The sequence below is a fragment of the Blastococcus sp. SYSU D00820 genome, assembly GCF_054050695.1.
This window is the reverse complement of sequence record NZ_JBJGZW010000009.1, coordinates 21,574-43,936: the sequence shown is the minus strand read 5'-3', so window position 1 is coordinate 43,936 and position 22,363 is coordinate 21,574. Positions and strand designations below refer to the sequence as shown.

The following is a 22,363-nucleotide window of genomic DNA, read 5'->3' as shown; positions in this document are numbered from 1 at the left end:
CCACGCTACCTGCGGTGGCGACACACCGGCCGCAGGCTCGCAGGGGCGGGCGGGACCCGTTCGTCACGGGTGTCCCGCCCGCCCCCGGCGCTCCTACTGGGGCAGCGATCCGCCCTGGAAGTCGACCCGCGGCTGACCGGCCGAGAGGTAGGTGTCGGTGACCGGGTAGCCCAGCGGCCCGGCCGGACCGCCGGCGGCCAGGTACTGCTGGTTGATGCTGCCCGCGACGACGCGCGCGCCGGTCGCGGCCGACCAGTACACCGAGCCGCCCTGGAAGTCGGTCACGTAGCCCTGCCCACCCGGCGCCGGACCGTCGCTGGTGGTGGGGAACCCGAGGGCCCCCGCCTGTCCCCCGGCGTTCTTCCAGGCCGCCAGGATGGCGCCGCGGACGATCTGCGCACCGGTCGAGGCCGACCAGTAGATCTCCCCGCCCTGGAACGTCGTCAGGTACCCCCGCCCGTCCGGCGTGGCCTGGTCGTTGCCGGTCGGATAGCCCAGCACCGCCGGCCCGCCGGCGGCCTTGTAGGTGGCGAGGATGGCGCCGCGCACCACCTTGGTGCCGGTGTGCGGGCCCCAGTAGATGGTCCCGTACTGGAAGTCGGTGACGTACCCGCCACCGGGCGCCGCCGCGTCGCTCGACGTCGGGAAGCCGAGGTAGCCCGCCTGCGCACCGGCGGCCTTCCAGGCCGCCAGGATCCCGCCGCGGACGATCTGCGCACCGGTCGAGGCCGACCAGTAGATCTCCCCGCCCTGGAACGTCGTCAGGTACCCCCGCCCGTCCGGCGTGGCCTGGTCGTTGCCGGTCGGATAGCCCAGCACCGCCGGCCCGCCGGCGGCCTTGTACGTGGCGAGGATGGCTCCGCGCACCACCTTGGTGCCGGTGTGCGGGCTCCAGTAGATGGTCCCGTACTGGAAGTCGGTGACGTACCCGCCACCGGGCGCGGCCGCGTCGCTCGACGTGGGGTAACCGAGGTAGCCCGCCTGCGCACCGGCGGCCTTCCAGGCCGCCAGGATCCCGCCGCGGACGATCTGCGCACCGGTCGAGGCCGACCAGTAGATCTCCCCGCCCTGGAACGTCGTCACGTACCCGGTGCCGTCCCGGGTCGCCTGGTCGTCACCCGTCGGGTAGCCCAGCACCGCCGGCCCGCCCGCGGCCTTGTACGTGGCGAGGATGGCTCCGCGCACCACCTTGGTGCCGGTCTGGGGGCCCCAGTAGAGCGTCCCGTGCTGGAAGTCGGTGACGTACCCGCCACCCGGCGCGGCCGCGTCGCTGGACGTCGGGAAGCCGAGGTAGCCCGCCGTTCCGCCCGAGGCCCGCCAGGTCGCGAGGATGGCGCCGCGGACGACCTGCGTCCCGGTCGAGGCCGACCAGTAGATGTCGCCGGCCTGGAAGGTGGTCAGGTAGCCCCGGCCGTCGACGGTCGGCGAGTCGTCCCCGGTCGGGAAGCCCAGGCCCGCCGGGCCACCGGAGGTCAGGTACTTCTCGAGGATGGCGCCGCGGACGACGCGCGCCCCCGTCCCGGCCGACCAGTAGACGGCGCCGCCCTGGAACGCGGTGGTGTAGCCACCGGCGGTGGCGCTGTCGTCCCCGGTCGGGTACCCGAGGACGCCGGCCTGCCCGCCGTACTGGCGCCACTTGTCGAGGATCGCCCCCCGCACGACGCGCGCCCCGGTGCCGGCCGACCAGTAGATGCTGCCGCCCTGGAAGTCGGTGTAGAAGCCGGTGCCGAAGGGCGCGGCGTTGTCGTCGCCGATCGGATAGCCCAAGGTGGCCGGCCCGCCGTAGGCGAGGTACTTCTCCAGGATGCCGCCGCGGACCACGTGCGCGCCGCTGCCCTGCGACCAGTAGATGATCCCGGCCGCGTAGGAGCGCTGGCACCCGCCGTAGGGCAGGTTGCAGGCGACGTCGCTCGTGGCCGGGCCGAGGTCGATGCCGGCCAGCTTGAGCATCTCGTACTTGTCGATGACGGCGGCGCCGCCGGAGCTCTGGGTGCTGCCGAACCAGTCGGTGAAGTAGTTGTAGAAGTTCCGGTTGCCGTACGAGGAGCAGGCGTCGCCGGTGCCGTAGCCGGCGTTGAGCGCGGCCTGGTTGGGCACGTAGGGCGTGTAGTTGTACAGCCCGGCGGTGGCCTGGTTGAGGATGTAGACCCGCGCGGTCCCGCAGCGCCAGTTGTTGAGGTTGTTCCCGCCGGAGGTCGCCGGGTAGTAGCTGATCGTGTTGGTCAGCCCGGGCCGGTAGCCGTACTTCGAGGGGTTGGCGCGGTAGTTCTGGAACTGGCGCGCGGCGCTGTAGAGCTGGTTGGCGAACCCGTAGTACTGGGTGTCGCAGGCCGCGGTGTCCGGGCAGCCGAAGCCCATCGCGATCCGCAGCTTCGCGTCGCTGGGGCCGGTCGAGGTGATCAGCCCCTGCTCCTTCTGCAGGATCACCAGGAGCGCCTGGGGGTTGATGCCGCAGGCCTGGGCGACCTTGTAGACGATCGTGGCGGCGGTCTCGTCGGGCGCGCCGGCGTAGCCGCTGCACCGCGCGTCGGCCGCGCGCGACCCGGTCGTCTGCCGGTAGTTCTTCAGGCAGTTCGAGCCGCTGCAGTTGCCGCCCTTGCTGACCAGGAACGCCTGGATCTGCTGCACGTCCATCGCGTTGGCGTTGTAGAAGACGCCGTCGCTGACGATGTTGCCCGGATTGAACAGCGCCAGGTTGGCCGACTCGTGCAGGTCGGCCTGCGGAGGCGGCGCCGAGCTGGCCGTGACGACCAGCGCGACGGCGATGGAGAAGAGCCCGGCCAGGGCCAGGCGCCAGCGCATCCTCACGGGACCACCACCGTGAACGGCTGGCTCTCCCCGGCCGAGCGCGGCGAGGCGTAGGACAGCGTCGCCTGCCACGGACCGGAGGTGAGCTCGGCACCGGAGACCCGCACCTCGCCGCAGCTGGTGGTGCTCGCGTCCGGCGTGGCCTCCGACCCACCGCTGAGCACGACCCCGTCGCGGGTCAGCGTGAGGGTGCAGGTGCCGTCGCTCTCGAGCAGGTCGGGCACGAACCCGCCGGCGACCACGGCGGACGCCGGGGCGTCCCAGCCGGAGTAGGACATCAGCACGCTGACCGGCGCCGGGGAGGCCGGCAGCGGGGCCGTCGTCGGGACGGCGGTCGGCGGCAGCGGCTCGTCGGTCGGGGCCGCGGCGCCGCCCGACGCCTCCGGCTCCCCCGCCGTCGCCGGGGCGGTGGTGCTCGCGCCACCGGTGGGCTGCGCCGCCGAGGTGTCGGAGGCGGGCTGCTGGTCCTGGCCCGAGCGGTACCAGAGGTAGACGACCACCGCCCCGACCAGGACGACGGTCACCAGTGCCAGCACGGGCAGCCTCCGGCGGGAGCGGCCGCGGTCGGCGGCCCGCCGGGACGTGGAGGAACGAGACAAGGCAGCACTCCCAGGTCGACCGACGGGTGGAGCCGGTCATCGGCGTCTGGACCGGGGCGGGTCCGCGTCGACACCGCGCGTGCCGTGCCGGACCACTCCGTGCACGGGAGGCTACTTGCTGTGACCGTCCGGGTGCGGGAGCGACGCAACGCGTGTGGCGGGGGGGGGGGGGGGGGGGGGGGGGGGCGGCCGGCCCCCCGGCCGCCCCCCTCCCACCCCCCCCCCCGCCCCCCCCCCCCACCCCCCCCCCCCCCCCCCCCCCCCCCCCCCCCCCCCCCCCCCCCCCCCCCCCCCCCCCCCCCCCCCCCCCCCCCCCCGGCCGGCTCCGGCGTGTCGCCGTGCCCTCCCGGGCCGGGGTCAGCCCGTGACCACGCCCGTCGCGTTGTTCAGCACCAGCGAGCCGCCCTGGAAGTCGACCCGCATGCCGCCGGGGATCAGGTAGGTGTGGGTGACGGGGAAGCCGAGCGACGACGCGTTGGCACCGCGGGCGGCGTAGGCCGTGGCCAGCCGGCCCATCACCGCGCGCGTGTCGGTGGCCGGCGACCAGTACAGGTCCCCGCCCTGGAACCGCACGACGTACCCGCGCCCGTCGGGGGTCGGCGCGTCGCTGGTCGTCGGGAAGCCGATGGCGCTGCCGGTGCCGCCGAGCGCGCGCCAGGTGGCGAGGATGCCGCCGCGCACGACCTGCGAGCCGGTCGCCGCCGACCAGTAGATGCTGCCGCCCTGGAAGTCGACGAAGTACCCCCGGCCGTCGGGGGTCCGGGCGTCGCTGGTCGTCGGGAAGCCGAGCGGCCCACCGGTGCCGCCGGCGGCCCGCCACGTGGCGAGGATCCCGCCGCGCACCACCTGCGTCCCCGTGGCCGGCGACCAGTAGATGCTGCCGCCCTGGAAGTCGACGACGTACCCCCGGCCGTCGGCGGTCCGCGCGTCGCTGCTGGTCGGGAAGCCCAGCGGGCCGGTCGCTCCGCCACCGGTCAGCCAGGTGGCGAGGATCCCGCCGCGCACCACCTGCGTCCCGGTCGACGGCGACCAGTAGACGTCGCCGCCCTGGAACCGCACGAACGCCCCGCGCCCGTCGGCCGTCCACGCGTCCGACGTCGTCGGGAAGCCGAGCGGGCCGGTCGCTCCCCCGCCGTCGAGCCAGGTGCTGAGGATCGATCCGCGCACCACCTGCGTCCCGGTCGACGGCGACCAGTAGACGTCGCCGCCCTGGAACCGCACGAACGCCCCGCGCCCGTCGGCCGTCCACGCGTCCGACGTCGTCGGGAAGCCGAGCGGCCCCGAGGTGCCGCCGGCGCTGCGCCAGGTGGCGAGGATGCCGCCGCGCACCACCTGCGTGCCGGTGGCCGGCGACCAGTAGATGCTGCCGCCCTGGAAGTCGACGAAGTACCCGCGACCGTCCGGGGTCGCGGCGTCGCTGGTGGCGGGGAACCCGAGCGGGCCGGCCGTCCCTCCGCCGTCCAGCCAGGTGGCGAGGATGCCGCCGCGCACGATCTGCGATCCGGTCGCCGCCGACCAGTAGATGCTGCCGCCCTCGAAGTCGACGACGTACCCCCGGCCGTCGGCGGTCCGCGCGTCACTGCTGATCGGGAAGCCGAGCGGCCCGCCGCTGCCGCCGGCGGTGCGCCACGTGGCGAGGATGCCGCCGCGCACCACCTGCGTCCCGGCGGCCGGCGACCAGTAGATGCTGCCGCCCTGGAAGTCGACGAAGTACCCGCGACCGTCGGGGGTGCGGGCGTCGTCGGAGATCGGCGCCCCGAGGACGGCCGGGCCCCCCGTCGACACGTAGGTCTCCAGGATGGCCCCGCGGACGACCCGCACGCCCCCGGCCGCCGAGGAGTACAGCCGGCCGTACCGGTAGTCCTGCCAGGTGACCCCGCCGGCCGACTGCTGCCCGCCCACGGGGACGCCGAGCGAGTCGCGCAGCGCGGCGTCGGCCTCGTACCGGGCGCCGATCGTGGTGCGCGAGGACGCCAGCCGGTCGGACACCCGGTCGCGGATCTCGCCCATCCGGGCGTACCCGGCGTCGCCCGGGCACGTGGTGGAGCCCACGTCGCGGTGGCCGAAGATCGTCGGCAGCGTCACCCGCACGCCGGCGGCGTACCGCGAGGTGCCCCCGCCCCCGGAGGTGAGCACCGTGGTGCCGCGCGGGTCCACGTTGTGCAGCGAGAACTTCCACGCGATGGCGGCGGCGACGGAGTCGATCGTCGCCTGGCTGGGCGCGACGCCGGCGTGGTTGCCCAGCATCGAGATGCCGAACGTGCCGGAGTTGAACCCGCCGGCGTGCGCGGCGACCACCGGCCGGCTCAGCCCGCCGGCCCGGCCCTCCCACATCCGCCCGAAGCGGTCGACGATCACGTTGTAGCCGATGTCGCCCCAGCCGCGGCTCTGGGCGTGGTAGGCGTAGATGGACCGGAGGATCCCGGGGACCTCGTCGGCGGTGTAGGTGTTCGCCGTGTCGGTGTGGTGCAGGGTCGCGGCCTTGAGGGTGGTCGCGTACTGCGGCGTCCAGCCCATCATCCGCTCGTCGGCGCCCCACTGGGCCCGCGAGTAGATCGGCGGCATCGCGGTCGCGGCGTGGGCGGTGTCCCCCAGCTCGGGGGTGTCCAGCGCGCCGTCGGCCGCCGCCGTGCCCGGGTCGACCAGCTCCAGCGTCACGTCGGCCGGCTGGGCGCCCGACCGGGTCACCAGCTCGGCCTCGACCCCGGTGCTCGGGCCGGTCCACAGCGGCGCGGTGCCGCCGCGCGGGGTGGCGCCGGTGCGGGTGCCGGTGTTCAGGTCGGACTCGACACCCACCTCGGCCCACTCGCCCCAGGCGCCGGACTCGTCGCGCACCCGGATCTGCACGACCGTGTCGGTCACCGCCGGGTCCGCCGTCCAGGTGACGCCGACCAGGGAGAACGGCGCGACGTCGAGCCGGCTCACCGTGAGCGCCGGGGCCTCCGGCGCGACGCCGGCCACCGGCTCCGTGGTGCCCTGCTGCACCTCCGCCGCCGGGGCGGGCTCGGCGACCGAGCCCATCTCGACGGCCTCGGTGGAGGTCTCCACCGGCGCCGGCTCGGGTCCCGGGTCGGCGTAGACCGGGAGGACGAGGAGCGTCCCGGTCATGCCCAGGAAGGCCACGGATCCGGCGAGGAGACGGCGCACGACGGGATGTCCTCCGGGGGAGCGGGGTCGACCGGCGACCGTCGGGTCACCACTGCCCCTGGGACATCGTCAGGCGGGGGCCCCGTGTTGAGCCGGGCGCCGCCTCAGTCCACCGGCGGCCGGGCCATGACCTGCTGCAGGGCCTGCTGCAGGGCCGCCCGCCAGGGGCGCGGTGCCGGCAGCCCGGCGGCCAGCCAGGCGGTGCCGTCGAGCACCGAGTAGGCCGGGCGGGGCGCCGGCCGCGGGAAGGCCGCGGTGGTGGTGGGGCCGACCAGCGCGGGATCGGCGCCAGTGAGGGCGTAGACCTCGCGGGCCAGGCCGTACCAGCTCACCTCGCCGGCGTTGGTGAGGTGCAGGACCGGCGGCGCCGGGTCCGCCCGCTCCCCCACCGCGACCAGGCCGGCGGCCAGTTCCGCCGACCACGTCGGCGAGCCGACCTGGTCGTCGACGACCGACACCGGCGCGCCGGCGGCGGCCCGGCCGGCCATCGTCTTGACGAAGTTGCGGCCGTGGCGGCCGTACACCCAGGCGGTGCGGACGACGGTCGCCTCGCCCCCGGCCGCGGCCACGGCGCGCTCGCCGGCGGCCTTGGTGCGGCCGTAGGCCGACCGGGGGGCCAGCGGGGCGTCCACCGGGTAGGGCGTGGTGGCGCTGCCGTCGAAGACGTAGTCCGTGGAGACGTGCACCAGCCGTCCGCGGCCGGCCATCTCCTCGGCGATCCAGCCGGGGGCGGCGCCGTTGACGACCAGGGCGGTGGCCTCGTCGGTCTCGGCGTCGTCGACGGCGGTGTAGGCCGCGGCGTTCACGCACACCGGGCGGGCGCCGGCGGCCTCCGCGCCGGCCAGCCAGTCGCGGACGACCGCGCGCACCCGCGCCTCGTCGGTGAGGTCGAGGGCGTCGCGGGCCAGGGCGGTCACCGCGGCGGCGGGCAGGATGTCGGTGAGCTCGCGGCCGAGCTGCCCGCGGGCGCCGGTGACCAGCCAGGCGACCGGTCGCTGCGGATCGGCGGTCATCCGTGCGCGGGGGTGGTGGCGGCCTTGAGCGGTTCCCACCAGGCGCGGTTGTCCCGGTACCACTGCACGGTCAGGGCCAGGCCGTCCTCGAAGGTCATCCGCGGGGCGTAGCCCAGCTGCGCGGTCTTGGAGTAGTCGACGGAGTAGCGCAGGTCGTGCCCGCCGCCGCGGGGGTCGACGATGTGCTCGACGTAGCTCCAGTCGCGGCCGGTGGCGGCCAGCAGCTGCTCGGTCAGCTCGCGGTTGGACAGCTCGCGGCCGCCGCCGATGTTGTAGTACTCGCCCGGCGCGCCCTTCTCCACCACCAGCTGGATGCCGCGGCAGTGGTCGTCGACGAACAGCCAGTCGCGCACGTTGGCGCCCTCGCCGTAGAGCGGCACCTTCTGCCCGTCGAGCAGGTTGGTGACGAACAGCGGGATGACCTTCTCCGGGTAGTGGTAGGGCCCGTAGTTGTTGCTGCACCGGGTGATGGAGATGTCCAGCCCGTAGGTCCGGGCGTAGGCGCGGGCGATGAGGTCGCCGCCGGCCTTGGCCGCCGAGTACGGCGAGTTGGGCTCCAGGATGTGCTCCTCGGTCCAGGAGCCCTCCTCGATCGAGCCGTACACCTCGTCGGTGGACACGTGCACGACCCGGCGCACCCCGTGCCGCAGGCAGGCGGCGAACACCTGCTGGGCGCCGAGCACGTTGGTCAGCACGAAGTCCGCGGCCCCGCCGCTGATCGACCGGTCCACGTGCGACTCCGCGGCGAAGTTCACCACCACGTCGTGCCCGGGCAGCGCGGCGTCCAGGTCGGCCGGCGAGCAGATGTCGCCCTGCACGAACCGGTACCGCGGGCTGTCGGCCACCGGCGCGAGGTTGGCCAGGTTGCCGGCGTAGGTGAGCTTGTCGAAGACCGTCACCTCGGCGTCCTCGTACCCGGGGTACCCCCCCGAGAGCATCGTGCGGACGTAATGGGAGCCGATGAAACCGGCGCCACCGGTGACGAGCACGCGCATGACCAGCAGTCTCCCCGAGGACCCCGGGCGGGACATCATCCGGAAGGGGTGAGCCGGTCACCGTCCGGCGGCACGTCCGTCACCGGTGTCCCCCACATCCCGCCGTGCACCGTCCGTCCCAGCCGCCCCGTGTCGGCCGGCTCGCGCTCCGGCCGGCGCCCCCGGCCGACCTACTGTTCCCGGCAGCCCACGGGGGCCGCCCCCCGTCGCGACCGCGGCGGGTGACGGAGGGGTCCCCACTCGGTGCCGGGGTCCGCCCGCGCCAGCAGGCGGCACAGCACAGGGAGGACGTCCACGGTGAGCGCGAAGAAGCCCGGGCCCCCGGGGTCCGGCGAGAACCGGCCGCTGCCGGCCCGCCTGGACCCGCGGCTGGGCCGCTCCGGCAGCAGCCGTGCCGGCAGCGCCCCCCGCGACACCGACGCCCCGCCGGCAGCGCCGGCCCGCACCCGCTCGCGGCGCACCGGGCCGGGCGCCGTGCTCGCCCGCACCGTGGCCGGCATCGTGTCCGTGGTGCTGCTGGCCACCTCCGGCTGGGGGTGGCACCTCGGTCAGGTCGCCGAGGCCACGGTGAACCGCACCGACGCCATCCCGACCTCGGGCAACGAGGAGACCGGCGGCGCCGGTGCCGCGATGAACCTGCTGCTGGTGGGCAACGACAGCCGCGCGCAGCTGACCGAGCAGCAGCTGGCCGAGCTCAACGCCGGGTCGGAGTCGGGCATCAACACCGACACGATGATCCTGGTGCACATCCCGGCCGACGGGTCGCGCGCCTCCTTCGTCTCCTTCCCCCGCGACAGCTACGTGGAGATCCCCGGCCACGGGTGGGACAAGCTCAACGCCGCCTACGCCTACGGCTACACCGAGGTCGCCGACGAGGCGTCCGAGGCCGAGAAGCAGGCCGGCGGCGCCCAGCTGCTGGTGCAGACGATCTCGAGCGTCACCGGGCTGCAGATCGACCACTACGCCGAGGTGGACCTGCTCGGCTTCTTCAACCTCAGCACCGTCGTCGGCGGCGTGGAGGTCAACCTCTGCGAGGCCGTGGACGACTCCGAGTACTCCGGCGCGGTCTTCCCGGCCGGCCCGCAGGTCATCTCCGGCGCCGACGCGCTGGAGTTCGTGCGGCAGCGGCACGGCCTGCCCCGTGGCGACTTCGACCGGATCGTCCGCCAGCAGGTGTTCATCGCCGGCGTGCTGCGCAAGATGCTCTCCGAGGACGTGCTGCTCGACCTCGGCAAGCAGCGCGAGCTGGTCGAGGCCGCCTCCCAGTCGCTCACCATCGACCAGGACCTCGTCCTGCTGGACCTCGCGCAGCAGATGCAGTCGGTCACCGCCGGCGCCATCGAGTTCCAGACCATCCCCTACGTCGGCACCGACCGCGACGACCAGGGCCGGTCGATCATCCGCCTCGAGGACGAGGACACGCTGCACCAGTTCTTCGCGCAGCTGTCGGCCGAGCCCACGGCGCCGGCAGCGGCGCCGGCCGCCCCGCCGGCCACCGTCGACCCGACCCAGGTCCCGGTCGAGGTGCTCAACGGCTCGGGCACCCGTGGGCTGGCCGCCAGCGCGGCCGACTCCCTCTCGGCCGCGGGCTTCCGGGTCACCGGCACGGGCAACGCCGACAGCGCGAACCACACGCAGACCGTCGTCGAGCACGCGACCGGCGACGAGGACCTCGCGGCCACCGTCGCCGCCCAGATCCCCGGCGCGACGATCGCGCTCTCCACCGACGCCACCGCCGGCGCGGTGACCCTGGTGCTCGGCTCGGACTTCAACGGCGTCGGCGTGGCCACCACCGCGCAGCCGGCGCCCGACGAGGTGGTCGGCGAGGACCTGCGCACCGCGGACGACACGACCTGCATCAACTGACCGCAGCGGCACCCTCTGCGGGAGGATGCGTCGGTGAGCACGGACGAGCCCGGGTCCCCGGGGCCCAGGAGGGACCGACCGCTGCCGCCGCGCCTGGACCCGCGGCTGGGCCGACCGGGCGGGGCCCGCGCGAGCGGCGCCCGCGCGGAGGGCCCCCGCCGGCCGGTGGGCAGCCACGCCTCCGGCCGGGCCGGGACCGGCCGCACGCGGCGGGCCGCCGTGGTCGGCCGCGTCGTCGCCGGGGTCCTCTCCGTCGTGCTGCTGGCGACGTCGGGCTGGGGCTGGTACCTCGGTCAGGTCGCCGAGGCCAACGTCAACCGCACCGACGCCATCCCGACCTCGGGCAACGAGGAGACCGGCGGCGCGCCGGAGGCGATGAACCTGCTGCTGGTGGGCAACGACAGCCGGGCCGACCTCACCCCCGAGCAGCTCGCCGAGCTCAGCGCCGGCGAGGACTCCGGGATCAACACCGACACGATGATCCTGGTGCACATCCCGGCCGACGGATCGCGGGCGGCCTTCGTCTCCTTCCCCCGCGACTCCTACGTCGAGATCCCCGGTCACGGGCAGGGCAAGCTCAACTCCGCCTACGCCTACGGCTACACCGACGTCCCCGACGACGCCTCCGAGGCCGAGAAGCAGGCCGGCGGCGCCCAGCTGCTGGTGCAGACCATCAGCGGCCTGTCCGGGCTGCAGATCGACCACTACGCCGAGGTCGACCTGCTCGGCTTCTTCAACCTGACCAGCGTCGTCGGCGGCGTGGAGGTCAACCTCTGCTACGCCGTCGACGACTCCGAGTACTCCGGCGCGGTCTTCCCGGCCGGCCCGCAGACCATCAGCGGCGCCGACGCCCTCAAGTTCGTCCGCCAGCGGCACGGCGTCCGCCCCGACGGCACCCGGGCCCTCCCCCGCGGTGACCTCGACCGGATCGTCCGCCAGCAGGTGTTCATCGCCGGCGTGCTCCGCAAGCTGCTCTCCGAGGACGTCCTGCTCGACCTCGGCAAGCAGCGCGAGCTGGTCGAGGCCGCCTCCCGGTCGCTCACCATCGACCAGGACCTCGTGCTGCTGGACCTCGCGCAGCAGATGCAGTCGGTCACCGCCGGCGCCATCGAGTTCCAGACCGTGCCGATCGAGAACCCCGACGCGCGGGACGACTCCGGCTCCTCGATCGTCCAGCTCGCGGACGAGGAGACGCTGCACGAGTTCTTCGCGCAGCTGTCGGCCGAGCCCGAGGCGCCGCAGGAGCCGACGGCCCCGCCGGCCACCGTGGACCCCTCCGAGGTCGCCGTCGAGGTGCTCAACGGCTCGGGCACCCCCGGCCTGGCCGCCGAGGCCTCGGCCGACCTCGCGGCGGCCGGCTTCCGGACCGCCGGAACCGGCAACGCCGAGAGCAGCGACCTGGACCGGACCGTCGTCCGCCACGCGCCGGGCGACGAGGCCCTGGCCGCCACCGTGGCCGCGCAGGTGCCCGGCGCCGCGCTCGAGGAGTCCGCCGACGCCACGCCCGGCACGGTGACCCTCGTCCTCGGCTCGGACTTCGCCGGCGTCGGTCAGGCGACCGCCGCACCGCCGGCCGCCGAGGGTGCCGGCGAGGACGCGCGCACCGCCGAGGACACGTCCTGCATCAACTGATGCGGGGCCCGGCGGTCAGCGGGTGAAGACGCCGATCCCCACCGTCAGGGCCCACAGCGCGCCCAGCACGAGCAGCACCCGATCGCCCAGGACGATCTCCTCGGGGGCGCCGGCGGCGCCCTTGTCGACGTCGACGGCGTAGCGCAGGATCCCGAGGACGAACGGCGCGATCGAGAACGTCGCCCACGGGACGTCCTGGGTCTCGCTCATCTCGAAGGCCCACAGGCTGTAGGCGGTGCACGCGACCCCGGCCGACAGGCTCCAGACGAAGCGCAGGTAGCTCGCGGAGTACTCCTTGAGCGTGCGGCGGGTGGCCGCCGCGTCGCCCATGACGACGAGCTCGGAGTAGCGCTTGCCGGCCACCATGAACAGCGAGCCGAAGGCGGCCACGAGCAGGAACCACTGCGACAGCTCGATGCCCGCGGCCACCCCGCCGGCGACGCCACGTAGCAGGAACCCGGAGGCGACCACGGCCAGGTCGATGACCGGCTGGTTCTTGAGGAAGAACGAGTAGCAGATCGAGATGACCACGTAGGCGCCGACGACCCCGGCCAGCTGCCAGCGGGTCAGCAGTACCGCCCCGCCCAGGGCGACGACGAGCAGCACCACCGCCATGACGATCGCCAGGGGGATCGGCACGACGCCCGCGGGGATGGCCCGGAAGCGCTTGCGCGGGTGCCGCCGGTCCTCCTCGATGTCCCGGAGGTCGTTGATGACGTAGATGCCGGACGAGGCCAGGCAGAACACCACGAACGCGATCGCGGTCGGGCCCAGGACGCCGCGGTCGAAGATCTGGCCGGCGGCCAGCGGCGCGGCCAGCACCAGCCCGTTCTTGACCCACTGGCGGGGCCGCAGCGCGCGCACGATGCCCCACGGCAGGCCGCCGCGGAAGCCGGGCAGCCGGGGCGCCAGCTCGACGGTCTCGCGGCGGCGCGGGGGGACCGGCGCCGGCGTCCCGCCGGGCGATGCCTCCGTCTCCGACGATCTGCTCACGGCCGGGCCCCCTCGCTGCGTCGGTCCACCAGCGCCCGGGTGACCCGGGCCGACACGCTCCCGATCAGCGCCCCCACCGCGACGTCGCTCGGGTAGTGCACGCCGAGCAGCACGCGGGACACCAGCATGCTGCCCAGCAGGCCGCCCATCAGCGGGCGGCCCAGCATCGGCGCGTACCCCACGGCGGCCGCCGCGGTCGAGCAGCTGTGCGCGCTCGGGAAGGACAGCCGCCCGGCCGTCCGCACCAGCGCCGGCACGTCCTCGAACGCCGGCCGCTGCCGGCGGATCACGCGCTTGACCACCACGCCGGCCGCGTGCGCGGCGAAGACGCCGGCCGCGCCGGTGAGCCAGTCACCGCGCCGGCGCCGGTCGGCCAGGGCGCCCCCGGCGCCCAGCGCCAGCCAGCCGAGACCGTGCTCGCCGAAGGTGGAGAGGGCACGGGCCACGGGGACGGCGGGCGTGTGCCCCAGCCGTCGGCGGGTGGTGCGCAGCAGCCGGGCGTCGAGACTCGTCAGACGGGCCAGCGGGATGGGAGTCATCGGGTCTCGACTCTAGCGGCGCCGCCGGTTCCTGCCCGACCGGCGACGGGACCCCGGGAGGTGCCAGGCTGGGCACCGTGGCCGGCCCCCGACGTCCCTCGCCCCCCGACCTGCTCGACCAGGCGCTGCGCCGCTCCCCCGCCGCGCCCCTGGTGACCTGGTACGACGACACGACCGGCGCGCGGATCGAGCTCTCGGCGACCACGCTGGCCAACTGGGTGGCCAAGACCGCCAACCTGCTCCAGGACGAGTTCGACGTGGGCCCGGGCAGCCGGGTGGCGGTGGTGCTGCCGGTGCACTGGCAGACCGCCGCGGTGCTGCTCGCCGTGTGGAGCTGCGGCGCCACGGTCGTCGACACCGCCGCCGAGGACGACGGCCGGCTGGCCGACGCCGACGTCGTCCTCGCCGCGCAGGACCGGCTGGCCGCCCTGGAGGAGCAGCCGGACCTCCCGGAGCTGGTCGGGCTCTCGCTGCACCCGCTGGGCGCGGGCATGACCGGCTACGCCGGGCCGGCCCGCGACTACGCGCTCGAGGTGCGGGTGCACGGCGACGTCTTCACGCCCTACGAGCAGCCCGACCCCGACCGGCCCGGCCTGGCGCTGGGCACCCTCGAGCTGTCGCTCGCCGCGCTGGTGGAGACGGCGACCGAGCTGGCCGGCCGACTGGGCATCGCGACCGGCGACCGGGTGCTGGTCGACGAGCGCGCGGCGACCGAGGCCGGCCCCGTGGCCTGGCTGCTCGCGCCGCTGGCGGTCGGGGCCTCGCTGGTGCTCGTGCACGCCGCCGATCCGGACCGCCTGCTCCGGCGTGCGGCCGACGAACGGGTGACGGCTACGCTCGGCTGCACGATCGAGGGCATCCGCGAGCTGGGCCGACCCTCCTGACACGAGCCGCCCAGCCGCCCGGAACGGACGGTGGGTCACTGCATGGACAAGGTCGTCGGTAGCGCGAGCGAGGCGGTCGCCGACGTCGGTGACGGCGCGGTGCTGGCCGTCGGGGGGTTCGGCCTCTGCGGGGTGCCGATCCGGCTGATCGACGCGCTGCTGGAGCGGGGCTCGAAGGAGCTCACCACGATCTCCAACAACTGCGGCGTGGACGACCAGGCGCTGGGCGTCCTGCTGTACGCCGGGCGGATCCGCAAGACGATCAGCTCGTTCGTCGGCGGGAACAAGGAGCTGGCCCGGCTGTACCTGTCCGGCCAGCTGGAGGTCGAGCTGACCCCGCAGGGCACGCTGGCCGAGCGGCTGCGCGCCGGCGGCGTCGGCATCCCGGCGTTCTACACCCCGACCGGCGTGGGCACGATGGTCGCCGACGGCGGCATCCCGGTGCTCTACGACGCCGAGGGGAACGTGGTGAAGACCTCCCGGCCCAAGGAGGTGCGGGAGTTCGACGGCCAGCAGTTCGTGCTGGAGACCGCGCTCACGGCCGACTTCGGCCTGGTCCGCGCCGCCCGCGGCGACCGGCACGGCAACCTGGTGTTCCACGAGTCGGCGGCGAACTTCAACCCGCTGGCCGGCATGGCCGGGCGGATCACCATCGCCGAGGTCGAGGAGCTCGTCGAGCCCGGCGAGATCCAGCCCGAGACGGTGCACCTGCCCGGCGTCTTCGTCGACCGCGTGGTGCACGTCGGGGTCGAGGGCAAGGGCATCGAGAAGCGCACCACCCGCCCGCGCCCCTCCACGGGTGCCCCGGCTGCCGCGGGTGACGAGACGATCCCGGGAGGGAACTGACATGGCCCTGGACCGCGACTCGCTCGCCGCCCGCGTCGCCCAGGAGCTGGAGGACGGCTCCTACGTCAACCTGGGCATCGGCATGCCGACCCTGGTGCCCAACCACGTGCCCGAGGGCGTGCACGTCGTGCTGCACTCGGAGAACGGCATCCTCGGCGTGGGCCCCTACCCCTACGAGGGCGAGGAGGACCCCGACCTCATCAACGCCGGCAAGGAGACGGTGACGATCCTGCCCGGCGCCAGCTTCTTCGACTCGTCGATGAGCTTCGGGATGATCCGCGGCAAGCACCTGGACGTCGCCGTCCTCGGCGCCATGCAGGTCAACCCCCGCGGCGACCTGGCCAACTGGCTCATCCCCGGCAAGATGGTCAACGGCATGGGCGGCGCGATGGACCTCGTCCACGGCGCCCGCAAGGTGATCATCATGATGGAGCACGTCGCCCGCGACGGGTCCCCGAAGCTGGTCGAGGAGTGCACGCTGCCGCTGACCGGCAAGGCCTGCGTCGACCGGATCATCACCGACCTCGCCGTCATCGACGTCACCCCCGGCGGCTTCGTGCTCCGCGAGGTCGCTCCCGGCGTGACCGCCGACGAGGTCGTCGCCGCGACCGGTGCCCCGCTCACCGTGCCCGACGACGTCCCGACCATGGCGCTGCCCGCGACCGCCTGACCGCTGCCGCCGCCCCCCGGTGACGTTCTCGGTGCTCGCCCGCGACCCCGGGACCGGCGACCTGGGGATCGCGGTCTCCTCCTGCATCCTGGCCGTCGGCCGGGCGGTGCCTGCCGCCCGGCCCGGCGTCGGGGTGGTCGCCGTCCAGGCCCGCAGCCGGCGGGGCCTGGGCGGCGCGCTGCTGGCGGGGCTCGCCGAGGGCACGCCCCCGGCGAACCTGGTGCGGCGGGCGGCGCACGCCGCCGAGGACGCCGTCCGGCAGCTCGCGGTGCTGTCGGCCACCGGTGAGGTCGCCGCCGACACCGGCCCCGGGTCGTTCCCCGCCTGCGGCCACCGGGTCGGCGACGGCTGGAGCGTCCAGGGCAACATGCTCGCCTCCGACGACGTGCTGCCCGCGATGGAGCGCGCGCTGCTCGCCGCCCGCGGCGACCTCCCCGACCGGCTGCTCGCCGCGCTGGCCGCCGGCCAGGACGCCGGCGGGGACCTGCGCGGCCGGCAGTCCGCGGCACTGCTGGTGGTGGGTGCCGACGCGCCCACGGACGACGACGACGGCGTCCGCGTCGACCTGCGGGTCGACGACTCCGGCGACCCCGTCGCCCAGCTGCGCATGCTGCGCAACCTGCAGCGCGCCTACGACGAGCGGGACTACGAGACCCTCGCCGTCTTCGCGCCCGAGGGCGCCCGCGACCTGTACGCCGCCCTGGCCGCCTCCCGGCGCGGGGACCGGGCGGCCGCCCGCGCCGCGCTCACCGCGATGCGCGCCCGGCCGGGCTGGCAGGCCTGGCTGAGCGCCATGGCCGGTGACGAGCGGCTGGCCGCGGTCACCCGGCTGCTGGACTGACCGGCGGGGTCAGAAGCCGGCGTCCCGCAGCGCCCGGGCCAGCTCCTCGGCCATCCGCGTGTAGCCGCGGTCGTTGGGGTGCACGCCGTCGACGAAGAGCCCGTCGGGCGGCGTGAGCCAGCGCCCGGCGATGGGGTCGACGTAGGGCAGGCCCGCGTCCTCGGCGGCGTCGGCCAGGACGTCGCGGATCTGCCGCACGGCCGCGGCGTCCACCCCCGGCGGGGACAGCGGGCCCAGCACCAGCACCTGTGCGTCCGGCAGCGCCTTCTCGAGGTCGGCGTACAGCCGGCGGGCGGCCGTCTGCACCGCGGCCGGCGTGGCCGAGACGTCGTTGGTGCTCCCCTGGACCACGACGACGTCGGGGTCCTCGGCGATCACCGAAGCCAGCCGCTGCCCGTAGGGCTCCTGTCCCTCGACGGCGGAGGGGTTGACGTACCCGGTGCCCGACTGGCCCTCCGCGACGGCGGTCCAGTCCAGCCGGTCGGCCGTGCGGGAGACGTAGCCGCCGTCCTCGCCGCCGAAGCCCACCGTGAAGGAGTCCCCGAGGAACACCGCGACGGTGCGCTCGTCCGCCCGGTCCACCAGGCCGGTGAGGCCGCAGCCGGGCGCGCCCAGCAGGACGACCGCGAGCACGACCGGGAGGAGCCTCCGCACCGGCCCAGTGTCCACGATCGGGCCCTCCGGAGACGGCTGCGCCCGGGTGCCGTCCGGCACCCGGGCGCGTCCGTCCGGATCAGCAGCGGCTCAGTAGCCCTGCCAGCCCCACCGGTCCACGCGCTGCACGTCCAGGTCGTACGCGTCGTCGGCGTAGGGGTTCTGCACCTGGAAGATCTGGAACGCCCGGACCTCCGGGTGGTCGACCATCCGCGCCGCCAGGAGGGTCATCGCCCCCGAGCGGACGGTCGGGTGGAACAGGCCGCCGCGGCCACGCGAGTAGATGTTGTCGCCGAGGCTGCTGATCCCGCCCTCACCCCACGCGTAGATGTAGTCGCTGGGCTCGCTCATCCCGTGGACGACCTCCGGCTGGGCCGCGCAGGGGAACAGGAAGGAGAACTGCCAGGAGACTCCGACCGTGGCGTCGGCCGGCACCTGCTGGCTCAGGAGGGACTCCTCCACCAGCAGCGGCGCGGTGGTGGCCAGCCAGCCACCCGGGCCGCCGGTGTCGTCACTGGCCACGAGGCGCACCACGTCGGCGTCCTCGGGGGCGTCGAGGAGGAGCTGCCGCCAGATCGTGGAGTCGACGTCGTCGTCCAGCCGCTGGTCACCGACCTGCTCGACGTCGCTCCCGCTCTGGGTGCCGTACTCGGCGCGCAGCTCGTTGCCGCGGGTCAGCCGCCCGGAGACCTCGACCAGCAGGACGTCGTCGCCGGCGTCCTCGGGGAGCGCGTACCAGCCGGTGGTGAGGGTGCCGGTGTTGCTCTCCCCGCCGAGCTCGGGGTAGCTGCCCCACACCGGGGGCGCGCCCTGGGCGGCCTGCGGCGGCGGGGACGTCGGGTGGTAGCCGCTGTCCTCGAGGAAGCCGTCGGCCTCGGTGCCGCCGGTCGCGGTCGCCAGCGGCCGCGCGGTGCCCGGGTCCGGCGCCGCGATCGCGCCCTCGGCGCCGCAGTCCCGGGCCAGCGGATCACGGAGGGCGTCGGCCCACGGGCTGTAGTCGTCCAGCGTGGTGACCGTGGCGTAGGCGAAGCCGCCGACCATGTACACGAAGCCGGCGAGCAGGAAGGCGACGACCGCCAGCGGCCCGGCCGTGCCGGCGACCCGCGCCGCCCCGGTGCGCCCGCTGCCCGACCGGCGCATCCGCCACGCGACCAGCGCCCCGAGGCCCAGCACGACCACCGCCCACACGGCGGGGCTGTCCAGCGAGATCCCGGAGATGTACGGCGACTCGAAGGAGTGCGGGATGGCGATCATCCACGAGTACGCCCAGGTGTTGTTCCCGTGCATGGACAGCGCGAAGGCCACCACCAGCGACAGCGCGACCAGGACGACGACCGGCCAGACGGTCCGGCGTCCCCGCTGCGCGGCCACGGCCACCCGCACGACGTGCAGCAGCATGCAGCTGATGAACACCGCGCCCAGGCCGGAGATGGCGCCGAAGTGGTGCGTCCACTTGCTGGGGGTCAGCCAGAGCAGCAGCAGCGCCAGGCCGTAGGAGTACCCGGTCAGGGCCACCAGCGGCGGCCACTGGCGGGTGCGGCGGCCGGCGGCGGCCAGCTGCAGGACCAGGAACCAGACCAGGGCCACGATCCCGACGAGGATGATCGCCCGCTTGGCGTAGGCGCCCATGGGGCCGCCACCGAGCAGGAACTGGTACCGCAGCTGCTCCTCGTACCAGGTGTTGTTCGGCCAGCGCTGGAACACCTTGTCCGAGGCGAGGAAGTCGTTGAGCGAGCCGTCGAGGAAGCCGGGGATCGCGGAGATGGCCGCGGGGGCCACGACACCCAGGCCCCGGGCGACGGTCCGCACCGCACCGGTGGTGCGGACGTACGGCCACATGGCGGCGATGCTCGCCAGCCACGGCGCCAGGGCGACGACGCCGGTCGGGTGGCAGGTGATGGCCAGGCCCGCGACGAGCAGGGACAGCGAGAACCAGCCGAGGCTGCCCCGCCGCCGGGCCACGATCACCGCGCCCAGGGAGAGCACGGCCAGCAGGCCGACCATGCCCTCGGGACGGACGCCCATGGCGTAGGGCAGCCACGCCATGGCGAAGACGAGGCCGATGACCGCGTGCCGGGCGAGCCGGCGGACGGTGGTGGCCGCCGCAGGCAGGCCCACGGACTCGACGACGGCGCGCACGACGGCGTAGGTCAGCAGGCCCGAGACCAGGGCCGGGATGCGCAGCACCACGGGCGAGGAACCGAGCAGGTCCCAGTAGCCGAGCAGCTGGTAGAACCAGGTGAAGGGCGTGTAGCCCTGGTTCCAGAGCTGGTAGTAGTTCCCGACGTACCCGTTGTCCAGGGCGTTGCGGGCCATGGCGGCGTAGTAGCCGTCGTCGTCGGTCATCGGGGCGATGAACGTCCAGGCCACCAGCAGCAGGCCCACGGCGACGTCGACCACGGAGATCTGCCGGACCCAGCTCCCCCGCCGACGGGCGGGCGCGGTGGCGCGCCGCTGGCGGTCCCACCGGAACACCAGCACGAGGCAGGCCAGCGAGGAGACCACGAGCACCAGGGCGATCAGCCACTTCAGCGTGGTCGGGCTGGTCGACCACTGGTCGTCGATCTCGACGGTGACGCCCAGGTCGTCGGCGGTGGCGCCGGGCAGCGAGGTCACGGAGGTGGCCAGCACGTCGACGTCGGGGAGGTTCTCGACCGGCTCGTCGACCAGCGGGCGCCCGTCCAGCGACAGCCGGGTGGAGTCCGCGGTCAGGCTCAGCGTGTAGGCGCAGTCCCCCGCGGGGAGGTCACCGCGGTACAGCTCGACGTTGTCGCTGACGATCCGCAGCTCGCCGGCCTCGGCGCGCACCAGCAGGCCCTCGGTCTCCGACGGCCGGCCCGGGAGGATCGTCGCGAGCAGCACGCCGTCGGCGTCCTGGGCCGCGGTGGCGGCCGCGCAGCTGAAGGTCGCGGTGATCGACCGCGGCAGCGCCGTCGACAGCTGCAGGTCGGTCGACTCCGCGGCGGAGGGGTCCTGCGGCCAGGAGACCGTGGGGCTGTTCATCGAGACCGGGGCCAGCGGCATGAGCGCTGCCGAGAGCACCGCCACCACGGCCGTGATGAGGATCCACAGCTCGATCCGGGGCCAGCTCCGTCGGCCGGCGGCCGAGCTGTGCTGCGGGTCCCGACGGGGGGCCGTCCGTTCTGCGAGAGCGCTGGGTGTTGCCACGGATCCCAGTGAACACGCTCGGCCCGCACCGTTGGGGACGCCGTGCGCGACGGACGGAACGGGCCGTTTCAGCCGTCACAGCGGCCCCGCGGACGGCGTGTCGAGGGGGCCACACCCTGCCGAAGCGAAGGGGACCGATCCGTCACAGAGTGCCCAGGAGCGCTCCTCGCGCCCGCTGCGCCGGTCGTCGTCCGCCGTGTCCACCGGTGGTCTACCACCCGGGGACACCGCTCCCCCGCCGACGCGCTCGGCGGTCAGTCCCGGTCGGCGGTCAGTCCCGGTCAGCGGGGACCGGTGGCTCGTGGGTCGCCGCCCAGCTGGCGAGCAGCTTGAGGCCGTCCTCCGACGGCGACCCCGGCGCGGCGGTGTAGACGGTCAGGCGGAGGTCCGGGCGGCCCTCGGCGGGCAGCTCGAGGGTGCAGTAGTCGAGGTCGACCGTGCCGACCACCGGGTGGTGGAACTGCTTGGCGCCGTTGTGGTGGATCCGGACGTCGTGCGCGGCCCACCGGGTCCGGAACTCCTCGCTGACCGTCGAGAGCTCCCCCACGAGCTCGCGCAGCTGCGCGTCGTACGGCCGGCGGCCGGCCTCCGCGCGGAGGAGGGCGACGGTGATGCTGGCCGCGCCCTCCCAGTCCCGGTAGAAGTCGTGCGCCCGGGGGTCGAGGAACTGGAAGCGGGCGAAGTTCGCCGGTCGCCGCGGGTCGGCGAACAGCGGCGCGTGCAGCGCCCAGCCCAGGGTGTTGGTGGCGAGGATGTCCAGGCGGCCGTCGGCGACGAACGCGGCCGAGCCGGTCATCGAGTCCAGCATCCACTGCACCTGCGGCCGGATCGGCGCCCTGCTGCGGCGCTGCGGCGCGCGCGCAGGCCTGGCTGCCGCGCGAGCCAGGTCGAACAGGTAGGTCCGCTCGGCCTCGTCCAGCTGGAGCGCCCGGGCGACGGCCTCCAGGACGTCCTCGGAGACGCCGGCGATGTGGCCCTTCTCCAGCCGCGTGTACCAGTCGGTGCTCACCCCGGCGAGGACGGCGACCTCCTCCCGGCGCAGTCCGGGCACCCGCCGCCGCCCACCGCCGGGCAGCAACCCCGCCTGCTCCGGGCTGATCCGTGCCCGCCGGCTGGCGAGGAAGTCGCGGATGTCGGAGCGGTTGTCCACGGCATCGACGCTACGTCGCCACGCCGGCGCAGGGAGGTCGAGCTTCTCCCCCCTATGAACCCGACCTCCCACGCCCGCGTCCGGGGGCGTTCCGTGGAGTGCAGCCCACCGAGGAGGACCACCGTGCAGATCACCCGCAGCTCCATCGACACCGTGAGGGGCCCGGCCGACTGGTTCACCGGCGACGTCTACATCGACGCCGTCGCCGCCGCGCCGGCGCCCTCCCGGGTCACCGCGAACCTCGTGCACTTCATGCCGGGCGCGCGCACCCACTGGCACCGCCACCCGCTGGGCCAGACCGTCTTCGTCACCGAGGGCGTCGGCCTGTGCCAGCGCCGCGGCGGCCCGGTCGAGGTCATCCGCCCCGGCGACCGCGTCCTGTTCGAGGCCGGCGAGGAGCACTGGCACGGCGCCGCCCCGAACCGGCTGATGGTCCACCTGGCCATCAACGAGGCCGACGACGCGCACGCCGCCGTCCACTGGCTGACCCCCGTCACCGACGACGAGTACGCCGCCGCCCCCGCGGTCGACTGACCGCCACCACCCCACCCAGGAAGA

The 22,363-nt window shown here is 74.8% G+C and carries 17 protein-coding genes; 7 read left to right on the top strand and 10 right to left on the bottom strand.

Annotation, left to right across the window (positions count from 1 at the left end; all coding sequences use genetic code 11):
• Positions 1-93 precede the first annotated feature (93 nt).
• The 5 genes from ACI79R_RS11620 to rfbB form a co-directional block, all read right to left on the bottom strand.
• Complete coding sequence (locus tag ACI79R_RS11620; RefSeq protein ID WP_456573897.1) at positions 94-2,802, bottom strand: N-acetylmuramoyl-L-alanine amidase; 2,709 nt, start codon at positions 2,800-2,802, stop codon at positions 94-96.
• 2 nt (positions 2,803-2,804) lie between these two features.
• A complete protein-coding gene (locus ACI79R_RS11615) occupies positions 2,805-3,344 on the bottom strand; it encodes a hypothetical protein (protein WP_456573778.1) in 540 nt (179 codons plus the stop codon).
• Between the two features lie 420 nt (positions 3,345-3,764).
• A complete protein-coding gene (locus ACI79R_RS11610) occupies positions 3,765-6,554 on the bottom strand; it encodes an N-acetylmuramoyl-L-alanine amidase (protein WP_456573777.1) in 2,790 nt (929 codons plus the stop codon).
• Positions 6,555-6,658: 104 nt separating this feature from the next.
• Entirely contained in the window at positions 6,659-7,567 is a 909-nt protein-coding gene (gene rfbD, locus ACI79R_RS11605) for a dTDP-4-dehydrorhamnose reductase (protein ID WP_456573776.1), read from the bottom strand.
• Positions 7,564-8,562, bottom strand: coding sequence for a dTDP-glucose 4,6-dehydratase (gene rfbB / locus ACI79R_RS11600; protein ID WP_456573775.1), 999 nt, complete (start codon positions 8,560-8,562; stop codon positions 7,564-7,566). The genes rfbD and rfbB overlap by 4 nt, the downstream gene beginning before the upstream one ends.
• Before the next feature lie 297 nt (positions 8,563-8,859).
• Here rfbB and ACI79R_RS11595 point away from each other — a divergent pair, with 297 nt between their 5' ends.
• Both ACI79R_RS11595 and ACI79R_RS11590 read left to right on the top strand, forming a co-directional pair.
• Complete coding sequence (locus ACI79R_RS11595; protein WP_456573774.1) at positions 8,860-10,428, top strand: LCP family protein; 1,569 nt, start codon at positions 8,860-8,862, stop codon at positions 10,426-10,428.
• 33 nt (positions 10,429-10,461) lie between these two features.
• Entirely contained in the window at positions 10,462-12,060 is a 1,599-nt protein-coding gene (locus ACI79R_RS11590; RefSeq protein ID WP_456573773.1) for an LCP family protein, read from the top strand.
• Between the two features lie 15 nt (positions 12,061-12,075).
• Here ACI79R_RS11590 and ACI79R_RS11585 read toward each other — a convergent pair whose 3' ends face one another.
• Positions 12,076-13,053, bottom strand: a complete 978-nt coding sequence (locus tag ACI79R_RS11585; RefSeq protein ID WP_456573772.1) for a decaprenyl-phosphate phosphoribosyltransferase — start codon at positions 13,051-13,053, stop codon at positions 12,076-12,078.
• A complete protein-coding gene (locus ACI79R_RS11580) occupies positions 13,050-13,592 on the bottom strand; it encodes a phosphatase PAP2 family protein (protein ID WP_456573771.1) in 543 nt (180 codons plus the stop codon). Before ACI79R_RS11580 ends, ACI79R_RS11585 begins: the two co-directional genes overlap by 4 nt.
• A 77-nt stretch (positions 13,593-13,669) precedes the next feature.
• Here ACI79R_RS11580 and ACI79R_RS11575 point away from each other — a divergent pair, with 77 nt between their 5' ends.
• Genes ACI79R_RS11575 through ACI79R_RS11560 form a run of 4 tightly spaced genes read left to right on the top strand, consistent with a single transcriptional unit; the run spans position 13,670 to position 16,833 of the window.
• Entirely contained in the window at positions 13,670-14,476 is an 807-nt protein-coding gene (locus ACI79R_RS11575; RefSeq protein WP_456573770.1) for a TIGR03089 family protein, read from the top strand.
• A gap of 42 nt (positions 14,477-14,518) precedes the next feature.
• Positions 14,519-15,322 carry a CoA transferase subunit A gene (locus tag ACI79R_RS11570; RefSeq protein ID WP_456573769.1) on the top strand — a complete coding sequence of 268 codons (804 nt, stop codon included), beginning with the start codon at positions 14,519-14,521 and terminating at the stop codon, positions 15,320-15,322.
• Between the two features lies 1 nt (position 15,323).
• Entirely contained in the window at positions 15,324-15,992 is a 669-nt protein-coding gene (locus ACI79R_RS11565) for a CoA transferase subunit B (RefSeq protein ID WP_456573768.1), read from the top strand.
• Positions 15,993-16,011: 19 nt separating this feature from the next.
• Entirely contained in the window at positions 16,012-16,833 is an 822-nt protein-coding gene (locus tag ACI79R_RS11560; RefSeq protein ID WP_456573767.1) for a DUF1028 domain-containing protein, read from the top strand.
• Between the two features lie 9 nt (positions 16,834-16,842).
• On the opposite strand, the gene ACI79R_RS11555 is transcribed toward ACI79R_RS11560, so the two are convergent.
• From ACI79R_RS11555 to ACI79R_RS11545, 3 genes are all read right to left on the bottom strand, one after another.
• Positions 16,843-17,487 (bottom strand): SGNH/GDSL hydrolase family protein, encoded by a 645-nt coding sequence (locus ACI79R_RS11555; RefSeq protein WP_456573766.1) that lies wholly within the window; start codon positions 17,485-17,487, stop codon positions 16,843-16,845.
• Positions 17,488-17,577: 90 nt separating this feature from the next.
• Complete coding sequence (locus ACI79R_RS11550) at positions 17,578-20,538, bottom strand: arabinosyltransferase domain-containing protein (RefSeq protein ID WP_456573765.1); 2,961 nt, start codon at positions 20,536-20,538, stop codon at positions 17,578-17,580.
• Positions 20,539-20,926: 388 nt separating this feature from the next.
• Complete coding sequence (locus tag ACI79R_RS11545; RefSeq protein ID WP_456573764.1) at positions 20,927-21,805, bottom strand: helix-turn-helix transcriptional regulator; 879 nt, start codon at positions 21,803-21,805, stop codon at positions 20,927-20,929.
• Between the two features lie 123 nt (positions 21,806-21,928).
• Between ACI79R_RS11545 and ACI79R_RS11540 the strand changes: the two genes are divergently transcribed.
• Positions 21,929-22,339, top strand: a complete 411-nt coding sequence (locus ACI79R_RS11540; RefSeq protein WP_456573763.1) for a (R)-mandelonitrile lyase — start codon at positions 21,929-21,931, stop codon at positions 22,337-22,339.
• Positions 22,340-22,363 lie beyond the last annotated feature (24 nt).